Annotated in this window: 18 protein-coding genes and 1 pseudogene; 11 read left to right on the forward strand and 8 right to left on the reverse strand. The window is 71.7% G+C overall.

The genetic code is table 11. The features are described from left to right. Positions 1-191 precede the first annotated feature (191 nt). The 3 genes from ACIRPU_RS06415 to ACIRPU_RS06425 all read left to right on the forward strand — a co-directional run bounded on the left by ACIRPU_RS06415 (position 192) and on the right by ACIRPU_RS06425 (position 4,321). Entirely contained in the window at positions 192-935 is a 744-nt protein-coding gene (locus ACIRPU_RS06415; RefSeq protein WP_403862457.1) for a L,D-transpeptidase family protein, read from the forward strand. Positions 936-992: 57 nt separating this feature from the next. Continuing rightward, positions 993-2,657 carry a peptide-N4-asparagine amidase gene (locus tag ACIRPU_RS06420; protein ID WP_403862460.1) on the forward strand — a complete coding sequence of 555 codons (1,665 nt, stop codon included), beginning with the start codon at positions 993-995 and terminating at the stop codon, positions 2,655-2,657. A 179-nt stretch (positions 2,658-2,836) separates the two neighbouring features. Next, a complete protein-coding gene (locus tag ACIRPU_RS06425; protein ID WP_403862463.1) occupies positions 2,837-4,321 on the forward strand; it encodes a cation:dicarboxylate symporter family transporter in 1,485 nt (494 codons plus the stop codon). Between the two features lie 79 nt (positions 4,322-4,400). Here ACIRPU_RS06425 and ACIRPU_RS06430 read toward each other — a convergent pair whose 3' ends face one another. After that, a complete protein-coding gene (locus ACIRPU_RS06430; protein ID WP_384123561.1) occupies positions 4,401-4,937 on the reverse strand; it encodes a MarR family winged helix-turn-helix transcriptional regulator in 537 nt (178 codons plus the stop codon). Between the two features lie 93 nt (positions 4,938-5,030). Here ACIRPU_RS06430 and ACIRPU_RS06435 point away from each other — a divergent pair, with 93 nt between their 5' ends. Together ACIRPU_RS06435 and mltG are read left to right on the forward strand one after the other, a co-directional pair. Further along, positions 5,031-6,833 carry an ABC transporter ATP-binding protein gene (locus ACIRPU_RS06435; RefSeq protein WP_403862467.1) on the forward strand — a complete coding sequence of 601 codons (1,803 nt, stop codon included), beginning with the start codon at positions 5,031-5,033 and terminating at the stop codon, positions 6,831-6,833. Between the two features lie 53 nt (positions 6,834-6,886). After that, positions 6,887-7,750 carry an endolytic transglycosylase MltG gene (mltG, locus tag ACIRPU_RS06440; RefSeq protein WP_403862470.1) on the forward strand — a complete coding sequence of 288 codons (864 nt, stop codon included), beginning with the start codon at positions 6,887-6,889 and terminating at the stop codon, positions 7,748-7,750. 12 nt (positions 7,751-7,762) lie between these two features. On the opposite strand, the gene ACIRPU_RS06445 is transcribed toward mltG, so the two are convergent. Further along, the gene (locus tag ACIRPU_RS06445) at positions 7,763-8,839 is read right to left on the reverse strand and encodes an NAD(P)-binding domain-containing protein (protein ID WP_403862473.1); all 1,077 of its coding nucleotides are present in this window, start codon (positions 8,837-8,839) and stop codon (positions 7,763-7,765) included. Between the two features lie 89 nt (positions 8,840-8,928). Between ACIRPU_RS06445 and ACIRPU_RS06450 the strand changes: the two genes are divergently transcribed. Then, the gene (locus tag ACIRPU_RS06450) at positions 8,929-9,351 is read left to right on the forward strand and encodes a secondary thiamine-phosphate synthase enzyme YjbQ (protein ID WP_403862475.1); all 423 of its coding nucleotides are present in this window, start codon (positions 8,929-8,931) and stop codon (positions 9,349-9,351) included. Positions 9,352-9,902: 551 nt separating this feature from the next. Beyond that, positions 9,903-10,277, forward strand: a pseudogene (locus tag ACIRPU_RS06455) (LacI family DNA-binding transcriptional regulator); the annotation flags it as partial. A 230-nt stretch (positions 10,278-10,507) separates the two neighbouring features. On the opposite strand, the gene ACIRPU_RS06460 reads toward ACIRPU_RS06455, so the two are convergent. The 5 genes from ACIRPU_RS06460 to ACIRPU_RS06480 all read right to left on the reverse strand — a co-directional run bounded on the left by ACIRPU_RS06460 (position 10,508) and on the right by ACIRPU_RS06480 (position 14,427). Further along, positions 10,508-10,924 carry a universal stress protein gene (locus ACIRPU_RS06460; protein ID WP_403862478.1) on the reverse strand — a complete coding sequence of 139 codons (417 nt, stop codon included), beginning with the start codon at positions 10,922-10,924 and terminating at the stop codon, positions 10,508-10,510. A 1-nt stretch (position 10,925) separates the two neighbouring features. Then, the gene (locus ACIRPU_RS06465; protein ID WP_403862481.1) at positions 10,926-12,428 is read right to left on the reverse strand and encodes an APC family permease; all 1,503 of its coding nucleotides are present in this window, start codon (positions 12,426-12,428) and stop codon (positions 10,926-10,928) included. Positions 12,429-12,630: 202 nt separating this feature from the next. Further along, positions 12,631-12,846, reverse strand: coding sequence for a DUF4177 domain-containing protein (locus tag ACIRPU_RS06470; protein ID WP_334518072.1), 216 nt, complete (start codon positions 12,844-12,846; stop codon positions 12,631-12,633). Positions 12,847-13,010: 164 nt separating this feature from the next. Continuing rightward, entirely contained in the window at positions 13,011-13,751 is a 741-nt protein-coding gene (locus tag ACIRPU_RS06475; protein WP_403862484.1) for a class I SAM-dependent DNA methyltransferase, read from the reverse strand. A gap of 61 nt (positions 13,752-13,812) precedes the next feature. Then, entirely contained in the window at positions 13,813-14,427 is a 615-nt protein-coding gene (locus ACIRPU_RS06480) for a response regulator transcription factor (RefSeq protein ID WP_403862487.1), read from the reverse strand. 458 nt (positions 14,428-14,885) lie between these two features. Here ACIRPU_RS06480 and ACIRPU_RS06485 point away from each other — a divergent pair, with 458 nt between their 5' ends. Further along, complete coding sequence (locus ACIRPU_RS06485; RefSeq protein ID WP_403862490.1) at positions 14,886-15,824, forward strand: hypothetical protein; 939 nt, start codon at positions 14,886-14,888, stop codon at positions 15,822-15,824. A gap of 127 nt (positions 15,825-15,951) precedes the next feature. Here ACIRPU_RS06485 and ACIRPU_RS06490 read toward each other — a convergent pair whose 3' ends face one another. Continuing rightward, positions 15,952-18,852, reverse strand: coding sequence for an AAA family ATPase (locus tag ACIRPU_RS06490; RefSeq protein ID WP_403862493.1), 2,901 nt, complete (start codon positions 18,850-18,852; stop codon positions 15,952-15,954). Positions 18,853-19,081: 229 nt separating this feature from the next. Here ACIRPU_RS06490 and ACIRPU_RS06495 point away from each other — a divergent pair, with 229 nt between their 5' ends. The 3 genes from ACIRPU_RS06495 (at position 19,082) to ACIRPU_RS06505 (ending at position 24,220) form a co-directional block, all read left to right on the forward strand. Further along, on the forward strand, positions 19,082-22,138 hold the full coding sequence (locus ACIRPU_RS06495) for an AAA family ATPase (RefSeq protein WP_403862496.1): 3,057 nt from the start codon (positions 19,082-19,084) through the stop codon (positions 22,136-22,138). Between the two features lie 270 nt (positions 22,139-22,408). Next, entirely contained in the window at positions 22,409-22,612 is a 204-nt protein-coding gene (locus ACIRPU_RS06500) for a cold-shock protein (protein ID WP_020125862.1), read from the forward strand. 84 nt (positions 22,613-22,696) lie between these two features. Then, the gene (locus ACIRPU_RS06505) at positions 22,697-24,220 is read left to right on the forward strand and encodes a DEAD/DEAH box helicase (protein WP_403862499.1); all 1,524 of its coding nucleotides are present in this window, start codon (positions 22,697-22,699) and stop codon (positions 24,218-24,220) included. The last annotated feature ends 22 nt before the right edge of the window (positions 24,221-24,242 follow it).

Raw genomic sequence — 24,242 nt, forward strand, 5'->3', positions numbered from 1 at the left:
AGGGGTGGGTGCGGCGGACGAACGCGGGAAGGTCCGCGGGGAGCGGCAACAAACCGTGCAAGGTTCGCGTCGCAGCGTGGTCAAAATCAACCGGTTTTCCATGGCGGCGGCCGGATCCGGCAGCTGTCCGACACGGCCCGGATGTCCGGAACCTGGCGCTGACGCACGGTTAGTGGTGCGAGCATGGGCCGATGCGACAGGGCGATGCGTGGCGCGCGGGAGCCGCGCCGGTGATCTGCGGCCTCCTGCTCGCGGCCTTGTCCGCGTGTGGTGGTGCGGCCGTGCAGCACGGGAGTGACGGTATGTCGGGAGCGGGCGGCCGCAGGAGCGGGACCTCGCCGAGCGCGGCCGCGGCGAGTGGAGTCCCGGGTGTCGGTGACCGGCTGCTGCGGCGGATCCCCGCTGTTTCACGCCAGGTTGTGGCGGTGTACGGCGACGGGAAGGACTCCGCGCACGCTATCGTCGTGCTCTACGCCAGGAGGGGCAGGGCCTGGGAGCGTGTCCGGAGCTGGCAGGGGCACAACGGCAAGAAGGGCTGGACCGGCGAGCACCACGCCGGCGACAACCGCAGTCCCGTCGGCGTGTTCACGCTCACCGACGCGGGCGGTGTCCTGGCCGATCCCGGTACCAGGCTGCCGTACACACGGTCCGCCTCCTTCGCCGCGCCGCGCTGGTGGGCGAGATCGCACTGGCACGACTTCGACTACGTCATCGCCATCGACTACAACCGCGTCAAGGGTGTCCCGCCCGACGACCCGGCGCGGCCCGAGGGTGAGGAGAAGGGCGGTGGGATCTGGCTGCACATGGACCATGGCAGCGGTACATCGGCCTGCGTCAGCCTGTCGCGGGCGGCGATGGAATACCTGCTGCGTACCCTCGACCCAGCTCGGCATCCCGTGGTGGTCATGGGGGACAGGGATGCGCTGAAGGCCTAGCCCTCGTGACGGAGGCGTCATTGCGGGGAGCGGTCGACTCCCCGTAGAACACCGGCCATGAGAAGCCGGATTATCATGTCCATGCTCACGGGGGCGATCCTCCTGGCGAGCACCGTCCTCGGGAGCGGCACGGCCCGAGCGGACACCTCCCCGTCGTCGCCGTCGCAGCCCTCGCTCTCGCCGTCGTCGGCGTCCGCCTCGGTCGAGCCTCCCGCCGAGTTCGGCACCGACTGGCACGATCCCCTCACCGCCGCCCCGCCCGTGACCAGGCCCCACGGCAAAAGCTGCCAGGTCACCCTCGCCGAGGCGCAGTTCCGCGACTTCACGCCGTACCGGGGCTCGTACACCCCGCCGGACGGCTGCGGGGACCGCTGGAGCAAGGTGGTGCTGCGCCTCGACGGCGAGGTCCAGGGGCGGCAGTTCGACCGGCTCGGCTATCTGCACGTCGGCGGGGTGGAGATCCTCCGTACGTCGACGCCCGAGCCGTCGCCCGACGGGATCGAGTGGTCCGTCGAGAAGGACGTCACCCGCTACGCCGACACGTTCCGCTCCGCCCGGGAGGTGGAGATGCTCATCGGCAACGTCGTCGACGACACCTACACGGGCGTGATCAGTGTCAAGGTGACGCTCACCTTCTACGAGGGGAAACCGGCCGCCGCCGCCCCCGACCGCGTCCTCACCCTGTCCGACGGCCCGGGTGGCACGACCCTCACCACGCCCCGCAACAGCGAACGCGTCATCGCCGAGGTCTATGCCACCGGTTCCGGCGGCGGATGCGAGGAGTACTGGTATCTGACCGTGCCCGCGGCCGCGCCCTACTCCTGCCGGTCGGACGACGGCCCCTATCGGGAGGTGCAGGTCAGCGTCGACGGGCAACTGGCCGGAATCGCCGTCCCCTTCCCGACCGTCTGGACCGGCGGCTGGTCCAACCCCTTCCTCTGGTACGTGATTCCGGGCCCCAGGGCCTTCGACGTCAAGCCGATCGAATACGACCTGACCCCCTTTGCAGGGATCCTCAACGACGGCCGTCCGCACCGCGTGGAGGTGTCCGTCGTCGGGGTGTCCGAAGGACAGAGCGGTTGGAGCGCGCCGGTCAACGTGCTCGTCTGGCGGGACCCGGGCAAGAGCGTCGTCGAGGGAGGGCTCCTCACGCACGCGGCGGGCGAACCCACCGACTCCACCACCTACACGCCCGGCACGGAGCACCGCGTCGAAGCCGAGGGCGGGCACCGGCTGGCCGTCGCCGGGTACCTCGACACCTCGCACGGTCGCGTGCGGACCTCCGTGACCCGCGCCCTCGCGAACACCTCCGCGCACCGCTGGACCGACGGTGAGACCGTGGACGGCCTCGACGCCTCCTGGACGGACGACGAGTCGGTCACCGTCGACGGTCGCGGACCGGCCCGTACGACGCGCACCCACCGGACCTACACGATGAACGGCACCACCACCCTCGGCGCGGACGACCGGCTCCGCACCGTGCTGACCCTCGGCGACCGGGCCGACTCCGTGACGACCGGGAACGGCCGACGCGTGTCGTGGTCACGGCTCGACGACACGTACACGGGCGATGCCACCTTCACCGTCGGCGTGCCCCGGGACCAGCGCCATGCCGTCGGCACGACGAGCGAGCGCTACCGGCTGTACGGCTCGAACGGCTGCCACGACCGACGACTGACCACGGTGCAGGGGGTGCTGACCGAGGATCACGAAGGCTGCTGAGGCGCAGCGCGTGCGACGCGTCACTCGTGGCGGGATTTACACAGCGGAAACGCCCAGGTCTCGTGCGCGATCAACGGCACCTTCAAAGTGATCGCCACGGAAGCCGCTTTCCGCATCGCAGAAGTTCTGTCCGTCCCCGTTCGGGCTCCTGCGTGCCGCCATCCCCCCAAGGAGTGCCCGTGCCGCCGTCCGTCCCGTCCCCGCCGCGACGCGTCGCACGCATACTGCGTACCTCACTCTTCGCGCAGGTCGCCTGCGCGCTCGTGCTCGGCATCGTCGTCGGGAAGCTGTGGCCCGAGGTGGCCACGGATCTCCAGCCGCTCGGCGACGGCTTCACCCGGCTCATCAAGACGATCATCTCGCCCCTGGTGTTCTGTGTGGTCGTCGTCGGCATCGCCAAGGCCGGTGACCTGAAGGCCTTCGGCCGGATCGGGCTCAAGGCCCTGGTCTGGTTCGAGGTCGCGAGCACGTTCGCCCTGGTCATCGGGCTGCTCGCCGCCAACATCGTCCAGCCCGGCTCGGGCATGAACGTCGACCCGTCCACGCTCGACACCTCGGCGGTCGACGCGAAGACGGGCGGCGGTTCGCTGCCCTCGACGACCGAGTTCGTCGTGAACGCGCTGCCCACCAGTTTCATCGGCGCCTTCGCGGAGAACTCCCTGCTCCAGGTGCTCATCCTGGCCTGCCTGGTCGGTGCCGCGCTGCTGCACCTCGGCCACACCAAGGTGCCGAAGGTCCTGCCGGCCATCGAGCAGGCCCAGGAGATCATCTTCGCGATCGTCGGCTTCGTCATGCGGCTGGCGCCGATCGCCGTGTTCGGCGCGATGGCCGTCCTGATCGGCAACTACGGCCTGGGAGTGATCGAGACCTACGGCAAGCTGATCATCCTGTGCTACGCGGCCGCCGCCCTGTTCATCGCCCTGCTCGCCGTGGCTCTGCGGCTGGTCACCGGGCTGAGCCTGTGGAAGTTCCTGCGCTACATCCGCGAGGAGATGCTCCTCGCGCTCGGCACCGCCTCCACCGAGTCCGTCATGCCGCGCGTGATGCAGAAGCTGCGCAAGGCCGGCGCCCGCGACGACGCCGTGGGCCTGGTGCTTCCCACCGGCTACTCCTTCAACCTCGACGGCGCCTCGCTCTACCTGTCCATCGGCACGCTGTTCATCGCCCAGGCGGTGGGCGTGGACCTCAGCCTGGGCCAGCAGATCACCGTGATCCTGGTGCTCATGCTCACCAGCAAGGGCATGGCCGGCATCCCCGGCTCGGCCTTCCTCGCCCTGTCCGCGACCGCCTCCTCGCTGGGGGCCATCCCCGCCGGCGCCGTCGCCCTGCTGCTCGGCGTGGACCGCATCATGGACTCGATGCGCGTCGTCACCAACCTCCTCGGCAACTGTGTGGCGGTCTTCGCCGTCTCCCGCTGGGAGGGCGCACTGGACCTGGAGCGGGCCAGGAAGGTCCTCGACGGCGAGACCGTCGTCCTGCCGGAAGAGGAGCCGGACGGCCCCGCGAAGCCGGAGGGGTCCGCGAAGCCGCAGGGGTCCGAGCGGCCGGAAGGCTCCGAGCAGTCGGAGCGGTTGGAGGGTTCGGAGAGTCCGGAAGCGGCGGTCGGGATCGCGGTGGTCGTCGCCGCCGGGCCCGCCAAGGAGACCGTCCCCGAGGCCGGCTGAACGGACGCCGCCGACGCGCCGGGCCGTGGCCGCCCCTCCGTACTACCGGAGGGGCGGCCACGGCCCGTTCTCGCGAGGCTCAGCAGCTGTGCCCGTGCCCCCCGTGTTCCTGCCCTGGGCCTTGCCCCCGGCCCCGTCCCTGCCCTTGGCCCCGCCCTTGTCCATGCTTCGGCGTCCGGTCCGGTGTCCCGTCCACCAGCGCGTCCAGCAATCCGCTCAGCACCTGGCGCTCGAGGTCCGTCAGCGGATCGAGGATCTCCTCCGCGGCGGACATCCGCGCGCCCCGTAGCTGCTGCAGGGCCTTGCGGCCGTCCTCGGTGAGCTCGATCCGGATCACCCGCCGGTTCGTGGGATCCGGCACTCGCCGCACCTTGCCGCTCCCCTCCAGCCCGTCGACCAGGGTCGTGACGGCCCGGGGCACCACCTCGAGCCGCTCGGCGAGGTCGGCCATGCGCGGCGGTGCGTCGCAGTGGGCCAGGGTGCGCAGCAGCCGGGCCTGGGCCGGGGTGACGGCGAGCCCGCTCCGCTCCAGATGGTGCTTCTGGATGCGGTGCACCCGGCGCGTGAGCCGCAGCAGCTGCTCGGCGAGCAGACTGTCGGAATCGGGGGTGGTCATACGGGAACAATATCAGGACGCCGTTCATTGTGAGTATAGGTAACAATGAGCTATGCTCCGTCAGTCCTCACCGTCTCACCCTCCGTAGGAGCCATGCCCCGCGATCACATCGACTGGACCCCCTCGCCCGGCACCTCGCCCGAACAGCCCCGGCAGGTGCGCCGCATCCTCACGCTCTTCAAGCCCTACCGCGCCCGGCTCGCGGTCGTCGGCGTGCTGGTCGCCGCCGCCTCGCTGGTCGCCGTGGCCACCCCGTTCCTGCTGAAGGAGACGCTGGACGTCGCCATTCCCGAGGGGCGCACCGGCCTGCTGAGCCTCCTCGCCCTCGGCATGATCCTCAGCGCCGTCCTGAGCGGTGTCTTCGGCGTCCTTCAGACCCTGATCTCCACGACCGTCGGCCAGCGCGTCATGCACGACCTGCGGACGGCCGTCTACGACCGCCTCCAGCGGATGTCCCTCGCCTTCTTCACCCGCACGCGGACCGGCGAGGTGCAGTCCCGCATCGCCAACGACATCGGCGGCATGCAGGCCACCGTCACCTCCACCGCCACCTCCCTGGTCTCCAACTTCACCAGCGTGGTCGCCACCATCATCGCGATGATCGCCCTCGACTGGCGGCTGACCGTCGTCTCGCTGCTCCTGTTGCCGGTGTTCGTGTGGATCAGCCGTCGTGTCGGCAACGAACGCAAGAAGATCACCACCCAGCGTCAGAAGCAGATGGCCGCGATGGCCGCCACGGTCACCGAGTCGCTGTCGGTCAGCGGCATCCTGCTCGGACGCACCATGGGCCGCTCCGACTCCCTCACGCGGTCCTTCGCCGACGAGTCCGAGCAGCTGGTCGACCTTGAGGTGCGGTCGAACATGGCCGGGCGCTGGCGCATGGCCGTGATCGGGATCGTCATGTCCGCCATGCCGGCGTTCATCTACTGGACCGCGGGCATGGCCCTCCAGCTCGGCGGCCCCGATGTCTCGCTCGGCACGATCGTCGCCTTCGTCTCGCTCCAGCAGGGCCTGTTCCGCCCGGCCGTCAGCCTTCTGTCGACCGGCGTGCAGATCCAGACCTCCCTCGCGCTCTTCCAGCGCATCTTCGAGTACCTCGACCTGCCCATCGACATCACCGAGCGCGACAATCCCGTCCGTCTCGACCAGATCAAGGGTGAGGTCCGCTTCGAGAACGTCGCCTTCCGGTACGAGGGCAAGGGCGGCCCCGTCCTCGACGGCATCGACATCGACGTCCCCGCCGGCGGCAGTCTCGCGGTGGTCGGGCCGACCGGCGCCGGCAAGTCCACGCTGGGCTACCTGGTGCCGCGCGTGTACGACGTGACGGGCGGCCGGGTCACCCTCGACGGCGTCGACGTCCGTGACCTCGACTTCGACACCCTCGCGCGCGCGGTCGGCGTCGTCTCGCAGGAGACGTACCTCTTCCACGCCACGGTCGCCGACAACCTGCGCTTCGCCAAGCCGGACGCCACCGACGAGGAGCTGCACGCGGCGGCGCGGGCGGCGCAGATCCACGACCACATCGCCGCTCTGCCCGACGGCTACGAAACGGTCGTCGGCGAGCGCGGGCACCGGTTCTCCGGTGGTGAGAAGCAGCGGCTGGCCATCGCCCGCACCATCCTGCGCGACCCGCCGGTGCTGATCCTCGACGAGGCGACCAGCGCCCTCGACACCCGCACCGAGCAGGCCGTCCAGGAGGCCATCGACGCGCTCTCGGCCAACCGCACCACGCTCACCATCGCCCACCGGCTGTCCACCATTCGGGGGGCCGACCAGATCGTGGTCCTCGACTCCGGGCAGGTGGCCGAACGGGGCACGCACGAGGAGCTGTTGGCGCGGGAGGGGCGGTACGCGGCCCTGGTGCGACGGGATGCCCGCCTGGAGCCGACAAGCTGACAGTATGGCAAGTTGCGCCGGGTTTGTGACGATATGAGGGTTACCGTGCCCGCATGCAGATGAACACTCCGCCACGGAGCACGATTCGACTGACGCGCCGGGGCCGTCTCGTCCTCATCGCGACCGGCGCCGTCGTGGCCGGCGCCGCCGTGGCGGTGCCGCTGCTGAACCTGGAGAGTCCGAAGGAGAAGCCGAAGCCGGCGACCCTGGTCATCCCGGAGGGCTGGCGCGCGAGCCAGGTCTACGAGGCCGTCGACAAGGCGCTCGCCCTGCCGGCCGGCACCACCAGGCGGGCGTTGCCGAAGGCCGGGCTGAAGCTGCCGAACGACGCCGAGGGCAACCCGGAGGGCTACCTCTTCCCGGCGACGTATCCGCTGGACAAGAAGGCGACGCCGCAGACGCTGCTGTCCTACATGGTCGACACCGCCAACAAGAAGTTCAACGGGGCGCCGACGGCGGCCGGCGCCCAGCGCAACGCCATGAACGTCTATCAGGCGGTCACCATCGCCAGCCTCGTGCAGGCCGAGGCCGCCACCAAGGCGGACATGGGCAAGGTGGCCCGGGTCGTGTTCAACCGGCTGGAGCGCGGGATGCCGTTGCAGATGGACTCCACCATCAACTACGCGCTGAACCGCTTCACGTTGAAGACCACGGAGAACGACACCCGCGTCGAGAGCCCCTACAACTCCTACCAGCGCATGGGGCTGCCGCCGACGCCGATCGACAACCCCGGCGAGGAGGCGCTGCGCGCGGCCATCAGTCCCACCCCGGGCGACTGGCTGTACTTCGTCACGGTCAAGCCGGGCGACACACGCTTCACGGCGAGCTACGCGGAGCACCAGCGCAACGTCGCCGAGTTCAACCGGAACCAGCAGAGCTCGAAGAGCCCGAAGAGCCAGTCGGCGGCAGCCGGGTGACCTGGCAGGGCGTCAGGCGGCGACCGGGTCCTGCGCGAGCAGCCGCCTGATGTCCCGTACGGCCGCGCGGCCGGCCCGGTTGGCGCCGATGGTGCTGGCCGACGGCCCGTAGCCGACGAGATGGACGCGGGGATCGGCGAGGGCGCGCGTGCCCTCGACCCGGATCCCGCCGCCCGGCTCGCGCAGCCGCAGCGGCGCGAGATGGTCTATCGCGGCCCGGAATCCGGTGGCCCACAGGATGACATCGGCGGCGACCCGCCGCCCGTCGTCCCACTCCACGCCGTCCGGAGTGATCCGGTCGAACATGGGCAGCCGGTCCAGCACCCCGTCGGCGAGCCCCTGCCGGACCGCGTCGTTGAGCGGCAGTCCGGTCACGGACACCACGCTCCGCGGCGGGAGTCCCTGGCGCACCCGCTCCTCCACGAGCGCGACGGCCGCGCGGCCCGCGCCCTCGTCGAAGGGCCCCTCACGGAAGACCGGGGGCCGGCGCGTCACCCACGTGGTCCGAGCCGCGTACGGCGCGAGCTCCAGCAGGTGCTGGGTACCGGAAGCGCCGCCGCCCACCACGACCACCCGCAGCCCGGCGAACGCCTCGGGACCCGGATACCGCGCGGTGTGCAGCTGCCGGCCGCGGAAGGTCTCCTGGCCGGGGTAGCGCGGCCAGAACGGCCGGTCCCAGGTGCCGGTGGCGTTGATCAGGGCCCGCGGGGACCACGTACCGTCGGAGGTCTCGACGAGCAGTCTCCCGTCGGCGCCCTCACGCACGGCCCGCACATCGACAGGCCGCCGTACGCGCAGGTCGAAGGCGCGCTCGTAGGCGTCGAAGTACTCGGCGACGACCTCGGACGACGGCCGGGCGGGATCCGCGCCCGTCAGTTCCATGCCGGGCAGCGCGTGCATCCCGTGCACCTTGCCGTACGTCAGCGAGGGCCACCGGAACTGCCAGGCACCCCCGGCGGCGGGGGCGTGGTCGAGCACCACGAAGTGGCGCTCCGGCTCGAAACCGGTGCGCCGCAGGTGATGGGCGGCGGCCAGGCCCGCCTGGCCGGCGCCTATGACGACGACCTCGACCTCACGCAAGTTGTTCACGCCTCTACCAACTGAAGGGCCGGCGTGGATCTTCCCGGTCCGGCTGTGAGATCGGGTACGGAACCCGGCGTATGGGTGAGGATGGGGGCATGTCAGATGCGTTCACCACCCGAGTTCTGCACATCGCCTCCGGCTCCCGGGAGAGGGTCGTCGACCTCACCGGCGACTGCGAGGCGTTCCTGCGCGAAGTGGCCGCCGGCCGCGGCGGCCTTCTGAACGTCTTCGTCCCGCACGCCACGGCCGGGATCGCGATCATCGAGACGGGCGCCGGAAGCGACGACGACCTCCTCGCCGCCCTGCACACCATCCTCCCCGCCGACGACCGCTGGCAGCACCGGCACGGGAGCCCCGGGCACGGCCGCGACCACGTCCTCCCGGCCCTCGTCCCGCCGCACGCGACCCTGCCGGTCGTGGACGGACGACTGGAGCTGGGCACGTGGCAGTCGGTGTGCCTGGTGGACACGAACAAGGACAATGCCAACCGTCAGGTTCGACTCAGCTTCCTGGGCTGAGCGAGATCGTCCTGGGCGCGGCCGCCGAATCTCCGTACCTTCGCGATGAGAGGGGCGTACGACAGGTCGGCGGTCGCCGCTGTGGACCGGCTCGGCCGCAACGTGACTGCCATCCGTACGGTCGCTCATCGCATCCTGGCTGATCCCGAGAACGTCACACCCGGCAGAGAGGCGGCCCGCCTGAGCCGGGCCGGAGAGACCTCACCGGCGCACCCCTTGGCCGTCATGTACGGCGAGCCGGCAGGCGGTCGCCCCTGGCAGCCGACAGGTCCGACGGCCGGGTCCGCCGCCACCACACCCCGGTCGTCATGAGCGCCCGGCGCGACCTGGCCCGCGCCCCCCTCCACCGGGCCGGCCGGGCCGACATCGCCGGCGGCCGACGTGCTCCCACCCCACCCGAAAGCGTCCTCGCCCGCCATGGAATCCCGAGATCGAAGCGGACGACCAAGACCCCCCTCGGGGCCCTGGGGATCTCCCGCGTGCATGGCGCTCACAGCGGATAGGGTGGCCGGTGATCGGTGGGGACGGGCTGGGCGAGGGCGGCGGACTGCGTGGGTGGCGCCGAGGAGAGCAGGAGCACGGGCACCGGGCGCCCGACGTCGCGGGACGTCGCCAGGCTCGCCGGTGTGTCGCACACCGCGGTGTCCTTCGTGTTCAACGGCCGCGCCGAGGGCAACCTCTCGTCCGTGACACAGGAACGTATCCGGCAGGCCGCCGTCCAGCTGGGCTACCGCCCCGACCCCGTCGCCCGCGGCCTGCGCCGTCGCCGTACGGCCGTGATCGGGCTGGTCACCGACGAGATCGCGTCCTCGCCGTTCGCCGGTCGGCTGCTGCGCGGCGCCATGGAGACCGCCTGGGACAGCGAACACCTCGTGCTCACCGTCGACTCCGGCGGCGACCCTGCCAAGGAGGACGCGGCCGTCGCGCCGACGCGCTCACCCTGGACGCCGAATTCTCCGTGGACCGCGCGCAGTTCGGCATGGACTGGAACCTGCTGGGCATGATCCGCGGCCATGCCACGGTCACCGCTGCCCTCAGGTTCGTGCGAACGGCAGTCTGAACAGTCCCGGCGCGGTCTCGGTCAGCTGCCAGGTGCGGTTGAGTGTCCTGGAGTGACGGTGACGGTGACGGCGAGGGTGATGTGTTGTGCTGCGGCTCATTGCTCGGTCGGGACGCAGAGCACCGGGACGCTCGACAGGTGCAGGAGTTTGTGGGGGGTCGAGCCCAGCAGTGCCCCGCGCATCGGGCTCTCGCCCCAGCTGCCCACCACGATGAACCTCGCCTCATGGCGTGTCGCGGCGTCGACCAGCGCCTGCGCCGGTTTCTGGTCGATGATTTCGACGGTCGTGGGCACGCCCGCCGCCTCGGCCGCCGTGACGGCGTGATCGAGGGCGACGCGTCCGGCCTCGCGGACGGCTTCGTGGTGCGCCCGGTACTCCTCGCCGCCCGGCCCCGGGGCCGCGGCGCCGTAGACCAGCACGAGCGGCTCACGGAACGCGGCCGCCGTCTGGATCGCGATGCGCAAGGCGCGTACCGCGCCGGGAGACTCGTCGTATCCGAGGACGACCGCCATCTCAGGACTCCTTGCCGGGGACGCCGTGGACAAGATCGGGGTCCGCCACGCCTGCGCGCTCCGACCAGAAGACGGGTGACTTCAGCCGCCACAGCACCATGAGCACCACTCCCGCGGCGGCGATGCCGACGCCGATGACCAGCGGGGGGCCCACGCCGAGCCACGAGGTGCCGGTGTAGGAGTTCGCGGGGTCGGCCATGTCGGAGACCGACTCCACGAGGAGCCAGGCCAGCAGCCCGGCGCCGACGAGCGGGCCGAGGCCGATGAGGACGAAGTGGCGGAAGTTCTCCGTCAGATGGCGGCGGTAGTAGACGGCGCAGGCCACACCGGTGAGGGCGTAGTAGAACGCGATCAGCAACGACAGCGCGGTGAGCGAGTCGAAGAGGGCGTTGGCGCTGATCTGGTTGACGACGAGGTACCAGGCGATGGCGATGCCGGCGACCCACCAGGTGCTCACGTCGGGCGTGCGGAACCGCGGATGGATGTGGGCGAAGTGCGCGGGCAGCGCGTGACGGCGTGCCATGGACAGCGCCGTACGGGACGCTGGGATGATCGTCGTCTGTGTCGACGCCAGCGCCGAGGTGGAGACCGCCAGCAGCACGACCCAGTCCCAGCCGCCCATCACCTGGCCGGCGAGCAGGGCGAAGATGAACTCCTCCTCGTCGGCGTTCTCGGCCAGGAAGGCCGTTCCGGCGTAGGCCACGACGGCGAAGCCGACCGAGACGTAGGTCACCAGCAGGATGACCGTCGACCAGACGCCCGCCTTGCCGGGGGCGGTGGCGGAGTCCTCCACCTCCTCGGTGAGATTGACCGCGGATTCCCAGCCCCAGTAGATGAACACGCCCAGCAGCAGGGCGCCGGTCAGCGTCGATCCGCCGGCGCCGAAGGGGTTGAGCCACCCGATCGACGGTTCGACGGAATCGAAGGTGCTGGTGCCCGCGTAGACGCGGTAGAGCGCCACGACGACGAAGGCGAGCAGACAGACGACCTGGGCGAGGATGAGGACGTTCTGCACCTTGGCGGAGACCTCGGTGCCGACGACGCACACGGCGGTCATCACGAGGATGAGCAGCACCGCGAGCAGTTGGCGCACGAAGTCGTTGTCGACCCAGCTGTCGAGGCCGAAGGCGAGCAGCGCGAAGCACACGGCGACGTCCGCCAGTGACCCCACGACCAGCACTCCGGTCATGGTGATGGCCCAGCCGCCCAGCCAGCCGGCCCAGGGACCCATGGCCCGGGTGACCCACGAGAAGGTGGTGCCGCAGTCCTGGTCGACCTTGTTGAGGTAGTAGAACGCCGACGCGATCAGGAGCATCGGCACGAACGAAGCGACCAGCACGCCAGGGGCGTAGATCCCCACGAGCGCCACGATCGGACCGATGACCGCCGCCAGGGAGTACGCCGGTGAGGTGGCGTTGAGCCCGATGACGAGTGCGTCGACGAACCCGATCGCATTGGCCTTCAACTCGTCGGGTGGACGGTCGCCGGTGGTGTCGTTGGCCATGTTCCCTCGCTCCGGTTGTACGTGAAGCCATACAACAGGGAGCTTTGCGACTTTCCATGCCATTGAGGGCTTACTGGCCATGGGTGTCATCGAGGGATCACGGGAGGCGTCCGGCCTCGGGGCGGTGCCGGGGCCGGTGCCGCTCCACGACCTTCCGCGGAGCGGCACCCGTGGGCGGCCCCTACGGGCGGGACCGCGGGTGTCAGCGGCGCGGACGCTCCAGCGTGAGGAGCAGGCCCTCGACCGCACCGGGCCCGATACGGCCCTTGACGTCGGCGGACGTGATCGCCTTGAGGGCCCAGCCGTCCTCGGCGTGCTTGTTGAGCACCTTCTCCAGCTTGTCGCTGTCCAGCGCGTCGCCGATCAGTGACTCGCGGAAGGTGACGACCTTGTACTCGAGTGCGTGGGGACTGCTCATGAAAGGGCCTCCTGTGGATGGACTCGCTGCCGAAATCGGGGACAGCCAATCACCGGTCGGCGTCACCGCGCACGGCGGGGGCGGGTCGACCGGGGCTGGTTCGGCGGGGGCGGGTTCGACGGGGCAGGGTCGACGGGGGCGGTTTCGGCGGAGAGGAAGGCGGGTCAGGTCGGCTTGCGCCATACGGAGATGTGCTTCGTGGAATCCTGGGTGAACGGTGCGCCGCCCCAGTCCGCGACACGCCGTTCCGGTTCGAGTCCCGCGATCCGTGCCATCAGGTCGAGTTCCGCCGGCCACGCGTACCGGTGGCGGGAGTTTCCGCGGCGGTAGCCGCCGTCGTCGGCGTCCTGGGTGAAGTGGTGCGAGACGAGGATCTGCTCGACCAGGTCGAAGGTGTCGAACCCGAGATGCCGTTCGGAGACGTCGAACGGCACCGCGACCTGCCCGGGCGGCAGGAACCGCAGCGGCGGCACCCCCAGCTCGATGACGAAGCGGCCGCCGGGCGCCAGGTGCCGTGCGGCGTTGCGGAAGCACTCGACCTGCTCGTCCTGCGTGAGCAGGTTGGTGATGGTGTTGTAGACGAGATACACCAGGGTGAACTCGCCCGGGACGACGGTCGTGGCCATGTCCCCGAGGACGACCGGGAGCGTCTCCTCGTCGATCTTGCGGCGTAGGACCGCCGCCATGTGCTCGGACAGTTCGACGCCCACCACGGGCACGCCGTGCTCCCGTAGCGGAACGCCCACGCGGCCGGTGCCGATGGCGAATTCCAGTGCCCGGCCGTCGCCGGCGAGTTCGGCGAGGAAGTCGAGGGTCGGTCCGAGGACGGCGGCCGAGGACATCTCGTCCTCCTCGGCGTCGTAGCGGTCGGCGGTCGCGCGGGTCCACAGTTCGCTGCTCGTCACGAGCGGCCACTCTGCCTGGCGCGGTGGCGCGCTGTCGACGAGATTTCCCACCGCCGGCGGCTCAGATCAGCCCGGCCCGGATGGCGTAGGAGACGGCGTGGGCACGGTTGCGCGTTCGTAGCCGCTTCATCGCGCCGTACAGGATGTATCGCACCGTGCGTTCGGAGTAGGAGAGTTCGATCGCGATCTCGTCGCACTGCTTTCCCTCGGCGATGAGGCGCAGCACGTCCACCTCGCGAGAGTCCAGTCCGGGGACGGCCCGTCCCCGGGAGGCGGCGGTGTGATGGTCCGTCCGCTCGGCGTTCCGCGGCTGACCCCCGGGAGCGAGTCGGGGTGAGAGCGAGCTCTCCTCGCTGCCGGCCACCGCGCGCACCGATCGGGCGAAGACGTCCGGGCTGCAGAAGTCCCACCACACGACGGCACGGACGCCCCGCTTCCGCGCCGCCGTCAGGTCGGCCCGCCACTTCTTGCCCACCACCACCAGGAAGCGTGCGCCGGGCTTGTCGCACAGGCGGTGCAGCAGGTCCAGGGCGGAGGCGTCCGCCACGTCCACGGCGACCACGATGGCGTCGGCCTCCCGGATCCTGTCCTGCGGCAGTTCGCGCAGACGCGGGTCCAGTGCGACGAAGCCGGCCAGTCCGGCGCGGACCAGGGGGGCGGGCGCGTGAATCGCCACGCGCACGGTGTCGCCGAGTACTTGATGAGGCACGCGCCCCCCAATTCACACAGGTCTTCCACGAGGTTCAGGAAGGCGATGCTGTCACCGGTGAGGGCCGGACAACCGTGCCACCGGCCCGACGCCCGTCGACCGAGGGAAACCTGGCGCGAGCGGCCGGTCCGTCCTTCCTGTCCAGACGGGCCAGTCCCGACCGGGCCTGTCCAGACCGCCCTGTCCAGACGGGCCTGTACAGACCGGCAAGGTTCGCTGTCGCGCCTTCCACCGGAAGCGGGGAGAGCACCACGATGGTGTGGGAACGCGTTTCGACGATTTCGCTCGGCTGTCCGCCGGTCGGCGGCGGTGTGTTTCCCCGGGTGCCACCGGGCCCCTGGCGATGCGCCCGCGGAGCGCCGCGGGCGGCGTCGCCGCAGAGCCGGTGACCAGTTCTGGCAACTTCTAGTAACAAAGGTGGCCGCATGATCGCGTCCATTGTCCTGTCCGTGGTGCTCGTCCCGGTGTTGCTCGGGGCCGCCGCCGCATGGCTCCTGCGCAGACGTGACGCCTGGCCGGGGCAGGTCCGTGGTGCGAGAGCGAGCGCCCGTCGCAAGGAACTCGAGGCGGTCGCCCTCGGCCTGCGCGCCGTGGCCGAAGGGCGCGCGCACAGTGGTCGCGCGCTGCCCGAGGTGCACGCGGTCATCCACTCGGGACAGCGGCTGACGCTGCTGCTCGCCGGTGCCGACGCTCCCGCGCCCGCGCCGTGGACCGCGGACCTGTCGGGCAAGGAGTGGTGGGTGGAACCGAAGGAACTGACGGGTCCGGGAAACGGGGTCGCCGAGGTCGCGCACCCCTACTCCCTGGCCGTCACCCTCGGGCGCCATCAAGGTGACAGGGTGCTCGTCGACCTCTCGCGGCTGCCGGGGGCGATCGCCCTGACGGGTGAGGACAACGATGTCCGGTGCCTGGCACAGGCCCTCATCACCGAACTGATCTCGGGTCCGGTCGGGCTGCTCGCCACAGTCGTCCTGGTGGGCTCGGCGGCCACTGCGTCGATCACCGACGGACTGGGCGCGCGCTCGGCGCGGCTGCGCACCGCGGCGACCCGTGACGAGGCTCTGGCCTGCCAGGACAGCATGGCGTGGGAATCCGACCGGAGATCGTCGGCCCCGCAGACCGTGCGGCAGGACAGCATCGCCCTGGTGACAGCCAAGGCGCACGCCCGCCGCCTCTTCGTGGTGACCGCCGCGCAGTTCCGCGACGACCAATGGCGGGACGCCGCGCTGCGCGACACCGACGCGCTCCTGGTGCTCGGCTACATCGTGGGCGCGGACTGGAACTTCCAGGTGAACGGCGACGGCTCGCTCGACACCGGCCGACTCGGCCTGCCCGTCGACACCCACGCGGCCCGCCTCTCCTGACCCGCTGACGGGAAGGGGCCGTGCCCCGCGCGCGCCGTGCTCCCCACAGCGTGAGGCGCCGGCCGAAGCACCTGCCGGCGCGCCACAGCCGGGATACGGCCGGGACCGAGCCGGGACGCGGCACGTGTCAGCGCCGGCTCGACGGCGACCCGGGGACGGGGACGGAGGCGGGGCCGGGGACGGGGAACGAGCCTCCGGCCGTGCCGCGCCCGCCGTCCGGCACCAGGTCGCGGTGGGCGAGGCTGCCGTCCAGCCAGGCGGCGGCCAGCTCCACCCGGGAGCGGCAACCGGTGCGCTGGAACAGCCGCGTCAGCCGCCGCTCCACGGTCTTCTCGCTCCACATGAGCCGCGCCGCGATCTGCCGATTGGTCGCCCCACGGCTGACCAAGGCCGTCAGTTCGACGTCCTCCTCGCTCAACTCGTCCTTGGCCGGACGCACCCTCGGCAGGACGAGGTTCCGGCGGCGCGTCATATGGCCGAGCGACGTACGGGTGGCGCGTCCGATGCCCAGCTCCTGCGCGCCGCGCGTGGCCTCGGCCAGCCATCGTTCGCAGTCGTCGCCGATCTCCACCAGGCCCAGGCAGCAGAGCAGTTCCAGGTACGCGTCGCCCCGTCGGCGCACCGACCGGAGAGCGGCCAGCGCGCTGTCCGCGTCGCGTCGCACCAGACCCCGGCCGACGAGCACCGCCTCACGGGTCATGGGGGAGCCCACCTCCTCGTCCAGCGCCTCCAGTTCGTCCAGCGCCTTCTCCATGGCCGACGGCATGGCCTCCAGCAGCGCGAACGACAGATACCGCAGCAGCACCTTCTCGACGCCCGAGAGCAGACCCTCCCGGCGAGCCCGCCGCACCTCGTCGAGCGCCCCTTCCAGTGCCTCCTCCACCTGCCCCGACCAGTACCGCAGCCCCAGCCTCGCCCAGGCGACGAGCGGATGGGCCACGGTGTCGGGAACCAGCTCCAGCCAGGTCCGGGCGTACCCCAACTCCCCGCGCGCGCAGTGGATCTCGGCCGCGAGCGCGCGGGCGGGCTGCGCGGGGCCGGCCGTGCTGCCGCGGGTCCGGCTGCGCGCCTCGATCCGGCGGGCGGACGCCAGGGCCCGGCCCCAATCCCCTTGCAGGTACTCACGCACCATGACCTGGTACCGCGCGGCCGTGCTGTCCCCCGCCCCCGTGTAGCGGTCCCCGAGCACGGCGGCCAGGGCGCCGGCCAGGTCCGCGTGTGCGGCCGCGTTCCGGAGGCCGTCCAGGTTCCGTGCGCCGTGCGCGTCCGGCGGCAGGGCGTCCGACAGCGCGGCGCGGCTCCCCGCGGCCCCGGCCAGCAGCCGGAGTTCCGCGGCCGAGGGCAGCGGCCCGGACCGGGGCCGCGGGTCCGCGGCGGCAGCTGCGAGGTGGGCCTCCTTACCCGGACCGCGCGTCACCGGGCCCAGTCCGTACGGACCGACGAGCGCCGCGAAACCGGCCACGGCGGGCGCGTGTTCCACCACGGCACGGCCCCGGGGCCCGGCGTCGAGGGCGTGCGGCAACCGGTGCTCGTGCAGTGCCGCCAGGGCCCACACCCCGGCGACGTGATCCAGACCTTCCCGGTTCCGCTCGGTGGACGACGCGTCCAGGCAGGCGGACAGCGGTTCGCCCAGCGCCAGCGCACCGGGGTGGTCGGCGTGGCGCAGACTCAGCTCGGCGGACTCGTACAGCACGCCGGGCGTCCGGCGGTCGTGCGGCGGCAGGCGCCGCAGTGCCCAGGAGTAGGCGCGCACCGATCGGGACCAGTCGGACCTGGCGTCCGTGCGGGCCGCCGCCAGCAGCACATCCACCGCGAGGGCGTCGTCCAACTCGGCCCCGGCGGCGGCCACGTGATCGGCCAGCCGGGGATATCCACCCCCGGCCGTCTCCGCGCCCAGCCGATCGGTCAGCGATCTGGTGATCAGCGCGTGCAGCGACGACACGGCGTGCCGGGTGGGCAGCGCCCGCAGCGCCGCCGCGAGGGCCGGAACGGCGAACGCGATCCGGCGGTCCTCGTCCACGGTCAGGATCCCGTCCCCGACCAGCGGGGTCAGCGTTCGGTCGACGAGGCCGGCCCGGCGTGGGCCGCCCGGCTTCAGCCGGTGCAGATCGTCGAGCCGTATCTCGGCGTGCTCGAGGTTGCGGGCCACGGCGGCCGCCGCGTCCAGAGCGGCGGCGTCCGGTGGCCCGGCCGGCCAGCAGAGCCGGCTCAGCCGTGCCACGTCCGTGGTGAGCCGCAGCGCCTGTTCCGGCTCGGCCAGGCACACATGGCCGTCGAGTTCCAGGAAGTCGCCGCGCTCCGCCATCGAGTCGAGCACCGACAGCACGGCCTCGGGGGTGCCGGCCATCGGGCCCAGCGACCGCAGCACCGCCGTCACCAGTGCCGGTTCGACCGGGCGGCCGAGCCGCCGCACCACGAGGGTCTCCACGTCGGCGGGCCGCAGCGCAGGCAGTTCGAGCAGCCGGTCGGCCGCCGCCGTGAGCTGCCGGACGCCATCGTCTCCGGGGTGCCCGGGCCGTGCGGGGCGGCCGGCCATCACCATCGGGACGCCGGCGGGGCGGAAGACGCGTAACAGCAGGCCGAGGGCGGACGCCGTCGCCGACGGCATCCGCTCGACGTCGTCGATCACCAACGCGAAGGGAAGGTGACGGGCCGCGTCCGCGACCACCTCGCTGAGGGTGGACAGCAGGGTCAACTCACCGTCCCGGCCGGTGTTCCGCAGCCGGATCCGGCGGACCGCACTGGTACGGGCCGGGCTCCGGCGGTCATGAACCTTGGTGAGCACCTGGTGGACGCCATCGGCCAGCGCGGCCGCGCCGGGCGGGTTCCCACCGTCGTGACAGCGCAGCCGTAACACCGTGGCGCCTTGCTCGACCACCGCTCGCCGGGCTTCCTCCACCACAGCGGTCTTGCCCGTCCCGGCTCCGCCGACGAGCAGCAGGGTGCGCGCCGAGGCGCCGGTGGACAGCAGTGTCCCGGCCACGTCCCGGATCTCGCCGTCCCTGCCGACAGGCCCGCACTTCAGCACGCCCACTCCTCCTGGTCCGGTACTGCGCGGGTGAACGGCCGACCGGAGCGGGAACGTTCGCGGCGCGGTGCTTTCGGAGCCCACCGCCCGACGGAACACGATTATACGGAAATGGCCATAATGACTCGCAGTGTTGACGGCCGGGCCGCGAGGCCGCCGGAGACGCTCGATGCGGTCGGGCTCGGTGCCGCACGCCTCGCACATGTCGTCGAAGAGAACGCGGTGGACCATGGCTGCTCCGTCCGAAAGCCCCTGGTTGGTCCACGGGGGCACGGTCGCGAGCCTCGACCGCGCGACCGGCTGCCCGGTCGGCCGCGAGCGGGAGCTGGACGAGGTTCAGGGCCGCCTCAGGGATCCGGCCGGGCCGCGCCTGGTGCTCGTCCGGGGCGAACGAGGAGCCGGGCGCAGCGCCTTCCTGCACGCACTCGGCGAACGGCTGCGCGCCGAAGGGACGCCCGTGCTCGCGATGGGCTGCGCGCCGGGCGACGACGCACGGCCGCTGCTGCTCGCACTGCGGCTGTTCATGGCGCTGGAGGAGCACCTCTCCGGCGCGGCACCCGAGCGCGCGGCGAAGCCGGCCACCGAGGCGCTGCACGCGGCCGAGCGACACGACGGGAGGGCGATGACCGCACTGCTGGGCGCCGCTCTGGCGAGGTCCACGCCCGTGGTCGTGGCGCTCGACGACCTCCACCTCGCCGACGCCGATTCGCTGGCCGTGCTCCACGGGACCGACTTCGCGCGGCTGCCGACCGGAGTCCGGCTGCTGGCCTCCGCGGTGGGACGCGGTGAACGGAGCGCCCGCGCCGGGAACAGGCACGAGGCGGCCCTCCGTGCCCGGCGCGCCGCGGACGACGAGGACCGGACTCCACCGCGCCACGGCGTTGCCGGAGCCCTGGGGCGGTGGGGAGACGCGCCGTGGGCGCACACGATCACGCTGTCCCGTCTCGGCCCGGACGAGACGACCGCGGCGGTGGCGCGACGGTTACGGGCGACACCCGACAGCAGTCTGTCCCGGCGGGCGCGGGAGCTGACGCACGGGCTCCCGGGCGCGATCGACGCCCTGCTCACCGGGTGGACGCGGGAGGACGCCATCAGGGTGGCCGACGGTCACGCCTTCGTAGGGGTGCGGACGCCTACGCCGGTGCTGCCGGACGGCGACCGGTTCATCGCGGCGCTCGACGCGCTGAGTGCCCCGTGCCGGGTGGTCGCCGGGGCGCTGAGCATCCTGTGGCCGCTCGGCGGGCGGGCCTCGGAGCTGATCGCGACGTCGACCGGACTGTCCGCCGAAGCGGTCCGCGCCGGGATCCGCGAACTGATCGACGCGGAGATCATCGTCGATCGGCCCACGCCCACGCCCATGTCTACACCCCTGCCCCTGCCCGGGCCCGACGGCGCTGCGGCGGGCGGATGGACGTTCGCCGTCGCGCTGACGGCACACGCCGTCCGCGAGCGACTGGGGCCGCTGGAACGCAGTCGGCTGTCCGCCACGGCGGTGGAGGCACTGTGGGCGGACCGGGACGCCGCGGGCATCGGGTGCGCGGCGGCACCCCCGGTGGCGGCGCTGCCCGACGAGGCGGACGCGGTGGCCTACCTGGCGGACCGGGTCGCGGAGGCCGGACACCTGGTCGACCGCGATCGTGCGGTCGCGGAGCTGACGGCCGCCGCGCAAAGGCTCCGTCCCGACTCCGAGGGCAGGGGGGTGCTCCGGTGGTGCCGGGCCGCCGGCCATCTCGTCGAGCGGCCCGGCGACCGCGTCCCGGCCCTTCAGCGGTACGCCAAGGCCGCCTACCAGGCGGGTGACTACACGACCGCCCGGACCATCGCCGAGTCGATCCTGCGCAACCTCGCGGACGTCCTCGGCCCCCTGGAGTTGCAGGACACCGCGAACCTCTTCACCGCGGCGACCGCCAACGACTCGGACTGGCGGACGCTGTCCCGGCTGGCCACGGCGGAGTGGTGGGACGAACTGCGGCTGCCCGCCCTGGTCCCGGTGACCGGCCGGGTGCTGGCCCTGTGCGGGCTGGCGAGGTGGCAGGAGGCACTGGACCTGCTGGCCCGGACGGAACAGGTGTGGACCGCCGATGTCCGCGGCCGGGTGAAGCCCGACTACTTCCGGGCCGTGGCGGAACTGGTGCTGGGCCGGCCGGAGCGGTTCAGACGCGCACTGACCCTCTCCGCGGCCCCGTACCTGGGCGCCGAGCACGTGTACGCCCTGGCCACCACCATGTTCGACGAGCTGCTCAGCGGCCGGGACCTGCACGCGGCGGAGGAGCTGCTCACAGCCCAGGGCCTGAACCCCGACATGCTGCAGCCCCACAGCGTGTTCCTCTGGCGCCACCTCCAGGGCCGCTGGGACGAGGCACTGGAGCCTGCCCGGTGGATGCTGGCGAACGACCGGATCCACACGCCCGCGGCGGACAGCTGTCTGATTCCCGCCCGCACCGCGGCCATCCTCCTCGCCCGGGGCCGCACCACCAGCGCCCGCCGCCTCGTCGACAGCGTGCGCGACCGGGGTGAGGGCCGTTCGGAGTACTCGCTGGACGCCGTGGAGGCCGAGGTGCTGCGGACCCTCGGCGATCTGAACGGGGCGGAGAAGACACTGCGGGTCGGGCTGGACGCGGCGGACGCCCACGGACACGTCGCCGGCGTCGACGAACTGTGGGCCGCCCTCGCCGAGGTGCACGCGGAGACGGGACACACCGGCGAGGCCATGACCTGCCTGGAACGCCTCGAACGGATCGCCGACCGGACGGGCGGCGGAAGGACGAGGCTGAGGTATCTGCTCGCCAGGGCCCGCGTGCTGCGGCACGACTCTCCCGGCGCCTCCCGGGACGACCTGCGGGAAGCGGTGGACCTGGCGCGCTCGCGCAGTCAGCCGTTCGAGACGGCTGTGACTCTCGTCACCGCGGCCGAGGCGGGCGCGGGGCCGCCCACGCTGCTGCACGAGGCGTACGAACTGTTCGGGAGGACCGGCTCCGCACTGTCGCGGTTCCGGACCAGGGCCGCCATGCGGGAGGCCGGGGTCACCGTCCCGGGGCGCAGGCAAGCCACCGCCGAGAACGAGCAGTTGCTCGCGACCCTGATCGCCGAAGGGCTCACCAACCGTCAGATCGCCACGGTGCTGCGGGTCAGTGAGGACGCGGTGGCCAACCGGCTGTCCCGGCTGTTCGCACGCACCGGACTGCGGTCCCGCACCGAGGTGGTCACGGCCGTGCTCACCGGCAGACCCGATCGCGGGGGCCCGCTCGGGCCATGGTCGCGTTCTCCTGGAGCGCACCTTGTGTAATCTGAAAATTAACCTTTCGCGTGTATTTGACTTCGTACAGGCTTGCGCGCCCGATCCGGTGTCGCGTGGGCGAAAGGTAGTGCGGTTGTATGTACCGTGCTAGGCTTCAAGCTAGTTGCAGTTGTGGTTCCCGAAACTTCAAGTGCCTCGGCGGCTGTCTGTCGCCGGGCATTTTTGTATATCCGGTGCTTATCCGGACGGGGTTCATTGTGGCAACGCATGGGTCCACACGGTGTGGACCTCTGGGCACTGCCCCGAAGGAGATGTGACATGGCTACTGGCACCGTCAAGTGGTTCAACTCGGAAAAGGGATTCGGTTTCATCGAGCAGGACGGCGGCGGCCCCGACGTTTTCGCTCACTACTCGAACATCGCCACCCAGGGCTTCCGTGAGCTTCAGGAAGGCCAGAAGGTGAACTTCGACGTCACGCAGGGCCAGAAGGGCCCGCAGGCGGAGAACATCACGCCTGCCTGACGCGAAAGCGTATGAGGCAGCTGGGGCCCGCACCACGTGGTGCGGGCCCCAGCTTGCTGCTTTCCAAGGATTCCGAAGACTCTGATGGAATTCTTTCAGTCTCATTTTCGGCTCGTGCTTGCAATTCATCCGGCTCGTTCGCACTCCGGCCGGGAATTCCTCGATGCGTGCCCCGTCGAGGAAGGTTCTCCCTTGAACCGTTCAGCTCGCACGAATGACCGTTCCGAGTTCGCGCTCCCGGTCACCGTCACCCCCGCACTCCCCGCCGCCGCGACCTTCGGTGAACTGGACATGCCCGCCGCGTTGCTGGAGGTGCTCGCCGGGCACGGCCTGAACGAACCGTTCCCGATCCAGGCCGCCACGCTGCCGAACTCGCTCGCGGGCCGCGACGTCCTGGGCCGCGGGCGCACCGGGTCGGGCAAGACGCTCGCCTTCGGCCTGGCACTCCTGGTGCGCACGGCCGGCCGGCGTGCCGAGCCGCGGAAGCCGCTCGCCCTGGTCCTCGTCCCCACCCGCGAGCTGGCCCAGCAGGTCAGCGACGCGCTCACCCCGTACGCCCAGCTGCTGAAGCTGCGGCTGGCCACCGTGGTCGGCGGCATGTCGATCGGCCGGCAGGCCGGCGCGCTACGGGCCGGCGCCGAGGTGGTCGTGGCGACTCCGGGCCGCCTCATGGATCTCGTCGAGCGCAAGGACTGCCGCCTGGACCGGGTGGACATCACCGTCCTCGACGAGGCCGACCAGATGGCCGACATGGGCTTCATGCCGCAGGTCACCGCGTTGCTGGACCAGGTACGCCCCGACGGCCAGCGCATGCTGTTCTCCGCCACGCTCGACAGCAACATCGACCTCCTGGTCCGTCGCTACCTCCATGACCCGGTGGTCCACTCGGTCGACCCGTCGGCGGGCGCGGTCACCACCATGGAGCATCACGTCCTTCAGGTGCACGGCGCCGACAAGTACGCCACCGCCACCGAGATCGCCGCCCGCGACGGGCGCGTGCTCATGTTCCTGGACACCAAGCACGCCGTCGACCAGTTCACCCGGCACCTGCTGGGCAGTGGCGTCAGGGCCGCCGCGCTGCACGGTGGCAAGTCGCAGCCCCAGCGCAACCACACCCTGGCCCAGTTCAAGAACGGCCGCGTCACGGTGCTGGTGGCGACCAACGTGGCGGCCCGCGGCATTCACATCGACGACCTCGACCTCGTCGTCAACGTCGACCCGCCCGCCGACCACAAGGACTACCTGCACCGCGGCGGCCGCACCGCACGCGCCGGCGAGTCCGGCAGCGTCGTCACACTGGTCACGCACAGCCAGCGCCGGGACATGGCGCGGCTGCTGTCCGACGCGGGCATCAGGGCGCAGATCACACCGATCCGCTCCGGGGAGGCCGAGCTGAGCCGCATCACCGGCGCCCAGGCTCCCTCCGGCGTCCCCGTCGGCGGCGGCGGGCCGGCCGCTACGGAGCGTCCGAAGCGCGGCGGCGCTCCCTTCGGCGGTATGGGCACCCGCCCGGGGCGGCCCGGCCGCGGTGGCGAGTCCCGCAAGGCCGCCGACGCGCGTCAGGCCGCCGAGGCCCGCGCGGCCGCCCGGGTGCGCCGGGGCGCCTAGCCCTCGGGCCGGCCTCGCCCCC

The organism is Streptomyces sp. NPDC102259 (assembly GCF_044766465.1).
Lineage (GTDB): Bacteria > Actinomycetota > Actinomycetes > Streptomycetales > Streptomycetaceae > Streptomyces.

What these genes read in the sequence shown, in the direction of transcription:
- ACIRPU_RS06495 (WP_403862496.1), top strand. Translation starts at nt 19,082, where the DNA reads ATGGCTGCTCCGTCCGAAAGCCCCTGGTTGGTCCACGGGGGCACGGTC.
- ACIRPU_RS06420 (WP_403862460.1), top strand. Translation starts at nt 993, where the DNA reads ATGAGAAGCCGGATTATCATGTCCATGCTCACGGGGGCGATCCTCCTG.
- ACIRPU_RS06460 (WP_403862478.1), bottom strand. Translation starts at nt 10,924, where the DNA reads ATGGCGGTCGTCCTCGGATACGACGAGTCTCCCGGCGCGGTACGCGCC.
- ACIRPU_RS06485 (WP_403862490.1), top strand. Translation starts at nt 14,886, where the DNA reads ATGATCGCGTCCATTGTCCTGTCCGTGGTGCTCGTCCCGGTGTTGCTC.
- ACIRPU_RS06505 (WP_403862499.1), top strand. Translation starts at nt 22,697, where the DNA reads ATGGAATTCTTTCAGTCTCATTTTCGGCTCGTGCTTGCAATTCATCCG.
- ACIRPU_RS06465 (WP_403862481.1), bottom strand. Translation starts at nt 12,428, where the DNA reads ATGGCCAACGACACCACCGGCGACCGTCCACCCGACGAGTTGAAGGCC.
- mltG (WP_403862470.1), top strand. Translation starts at nt 6,887, where the DNA reads ATGCAGATGAACACTCCGCCACGGAGCACGATTCGACTGACGCGCCGG.
- ACIRPU_RS06430 (WP_384123561.1), bottom strand. Translation starts at nt 4,937, where the DNA reads ATGACCACCCCCGATTCCGACAGTCTGCTCGCCGAGCAGCTGCTGCGG.
- ACIRPU_RS06500 (WP_020125862.1), top strand. Translation starts at nt 22,409, where the DNA reads ATGGCTACTGGCACCGTCAAGTGGTTCAACTCGGAAAAGGGATTCGGT.
- ACIRPU_RS06470 (WP_334518072.1), bottom strand. Translation starts at nt 12,846, where the DNA reads ATGAGCAGTCCCCACGCACTCGAGTACAAGGTCGTCACCTTCCGCGAG.
- ACIRPU_RS06415 (WP_403862457.1), top strand. Translation starts at nt 192, where the DNA reads ATGCGACAGGGCGATGCGTGGCGCGCGGGAGCCGCGCCGGTGATCTGC.
- ACIRPU_RS06450 (WP_403862475.1), top strand. Translation starts at nt 8,929, where the DNA reads ATGTCAGATGCGTTCACCACCCGAGTTCTGCACATCGCCTCCGGCTCC.
- ACIRPU_RS06435 (WP_403862467.1), top strand. Translation starts at nt 5,031, where the DNA reads ATGCCCCGCGATCACATCGACTGGACCCCCTCGCCCGGCACCTCGCCC.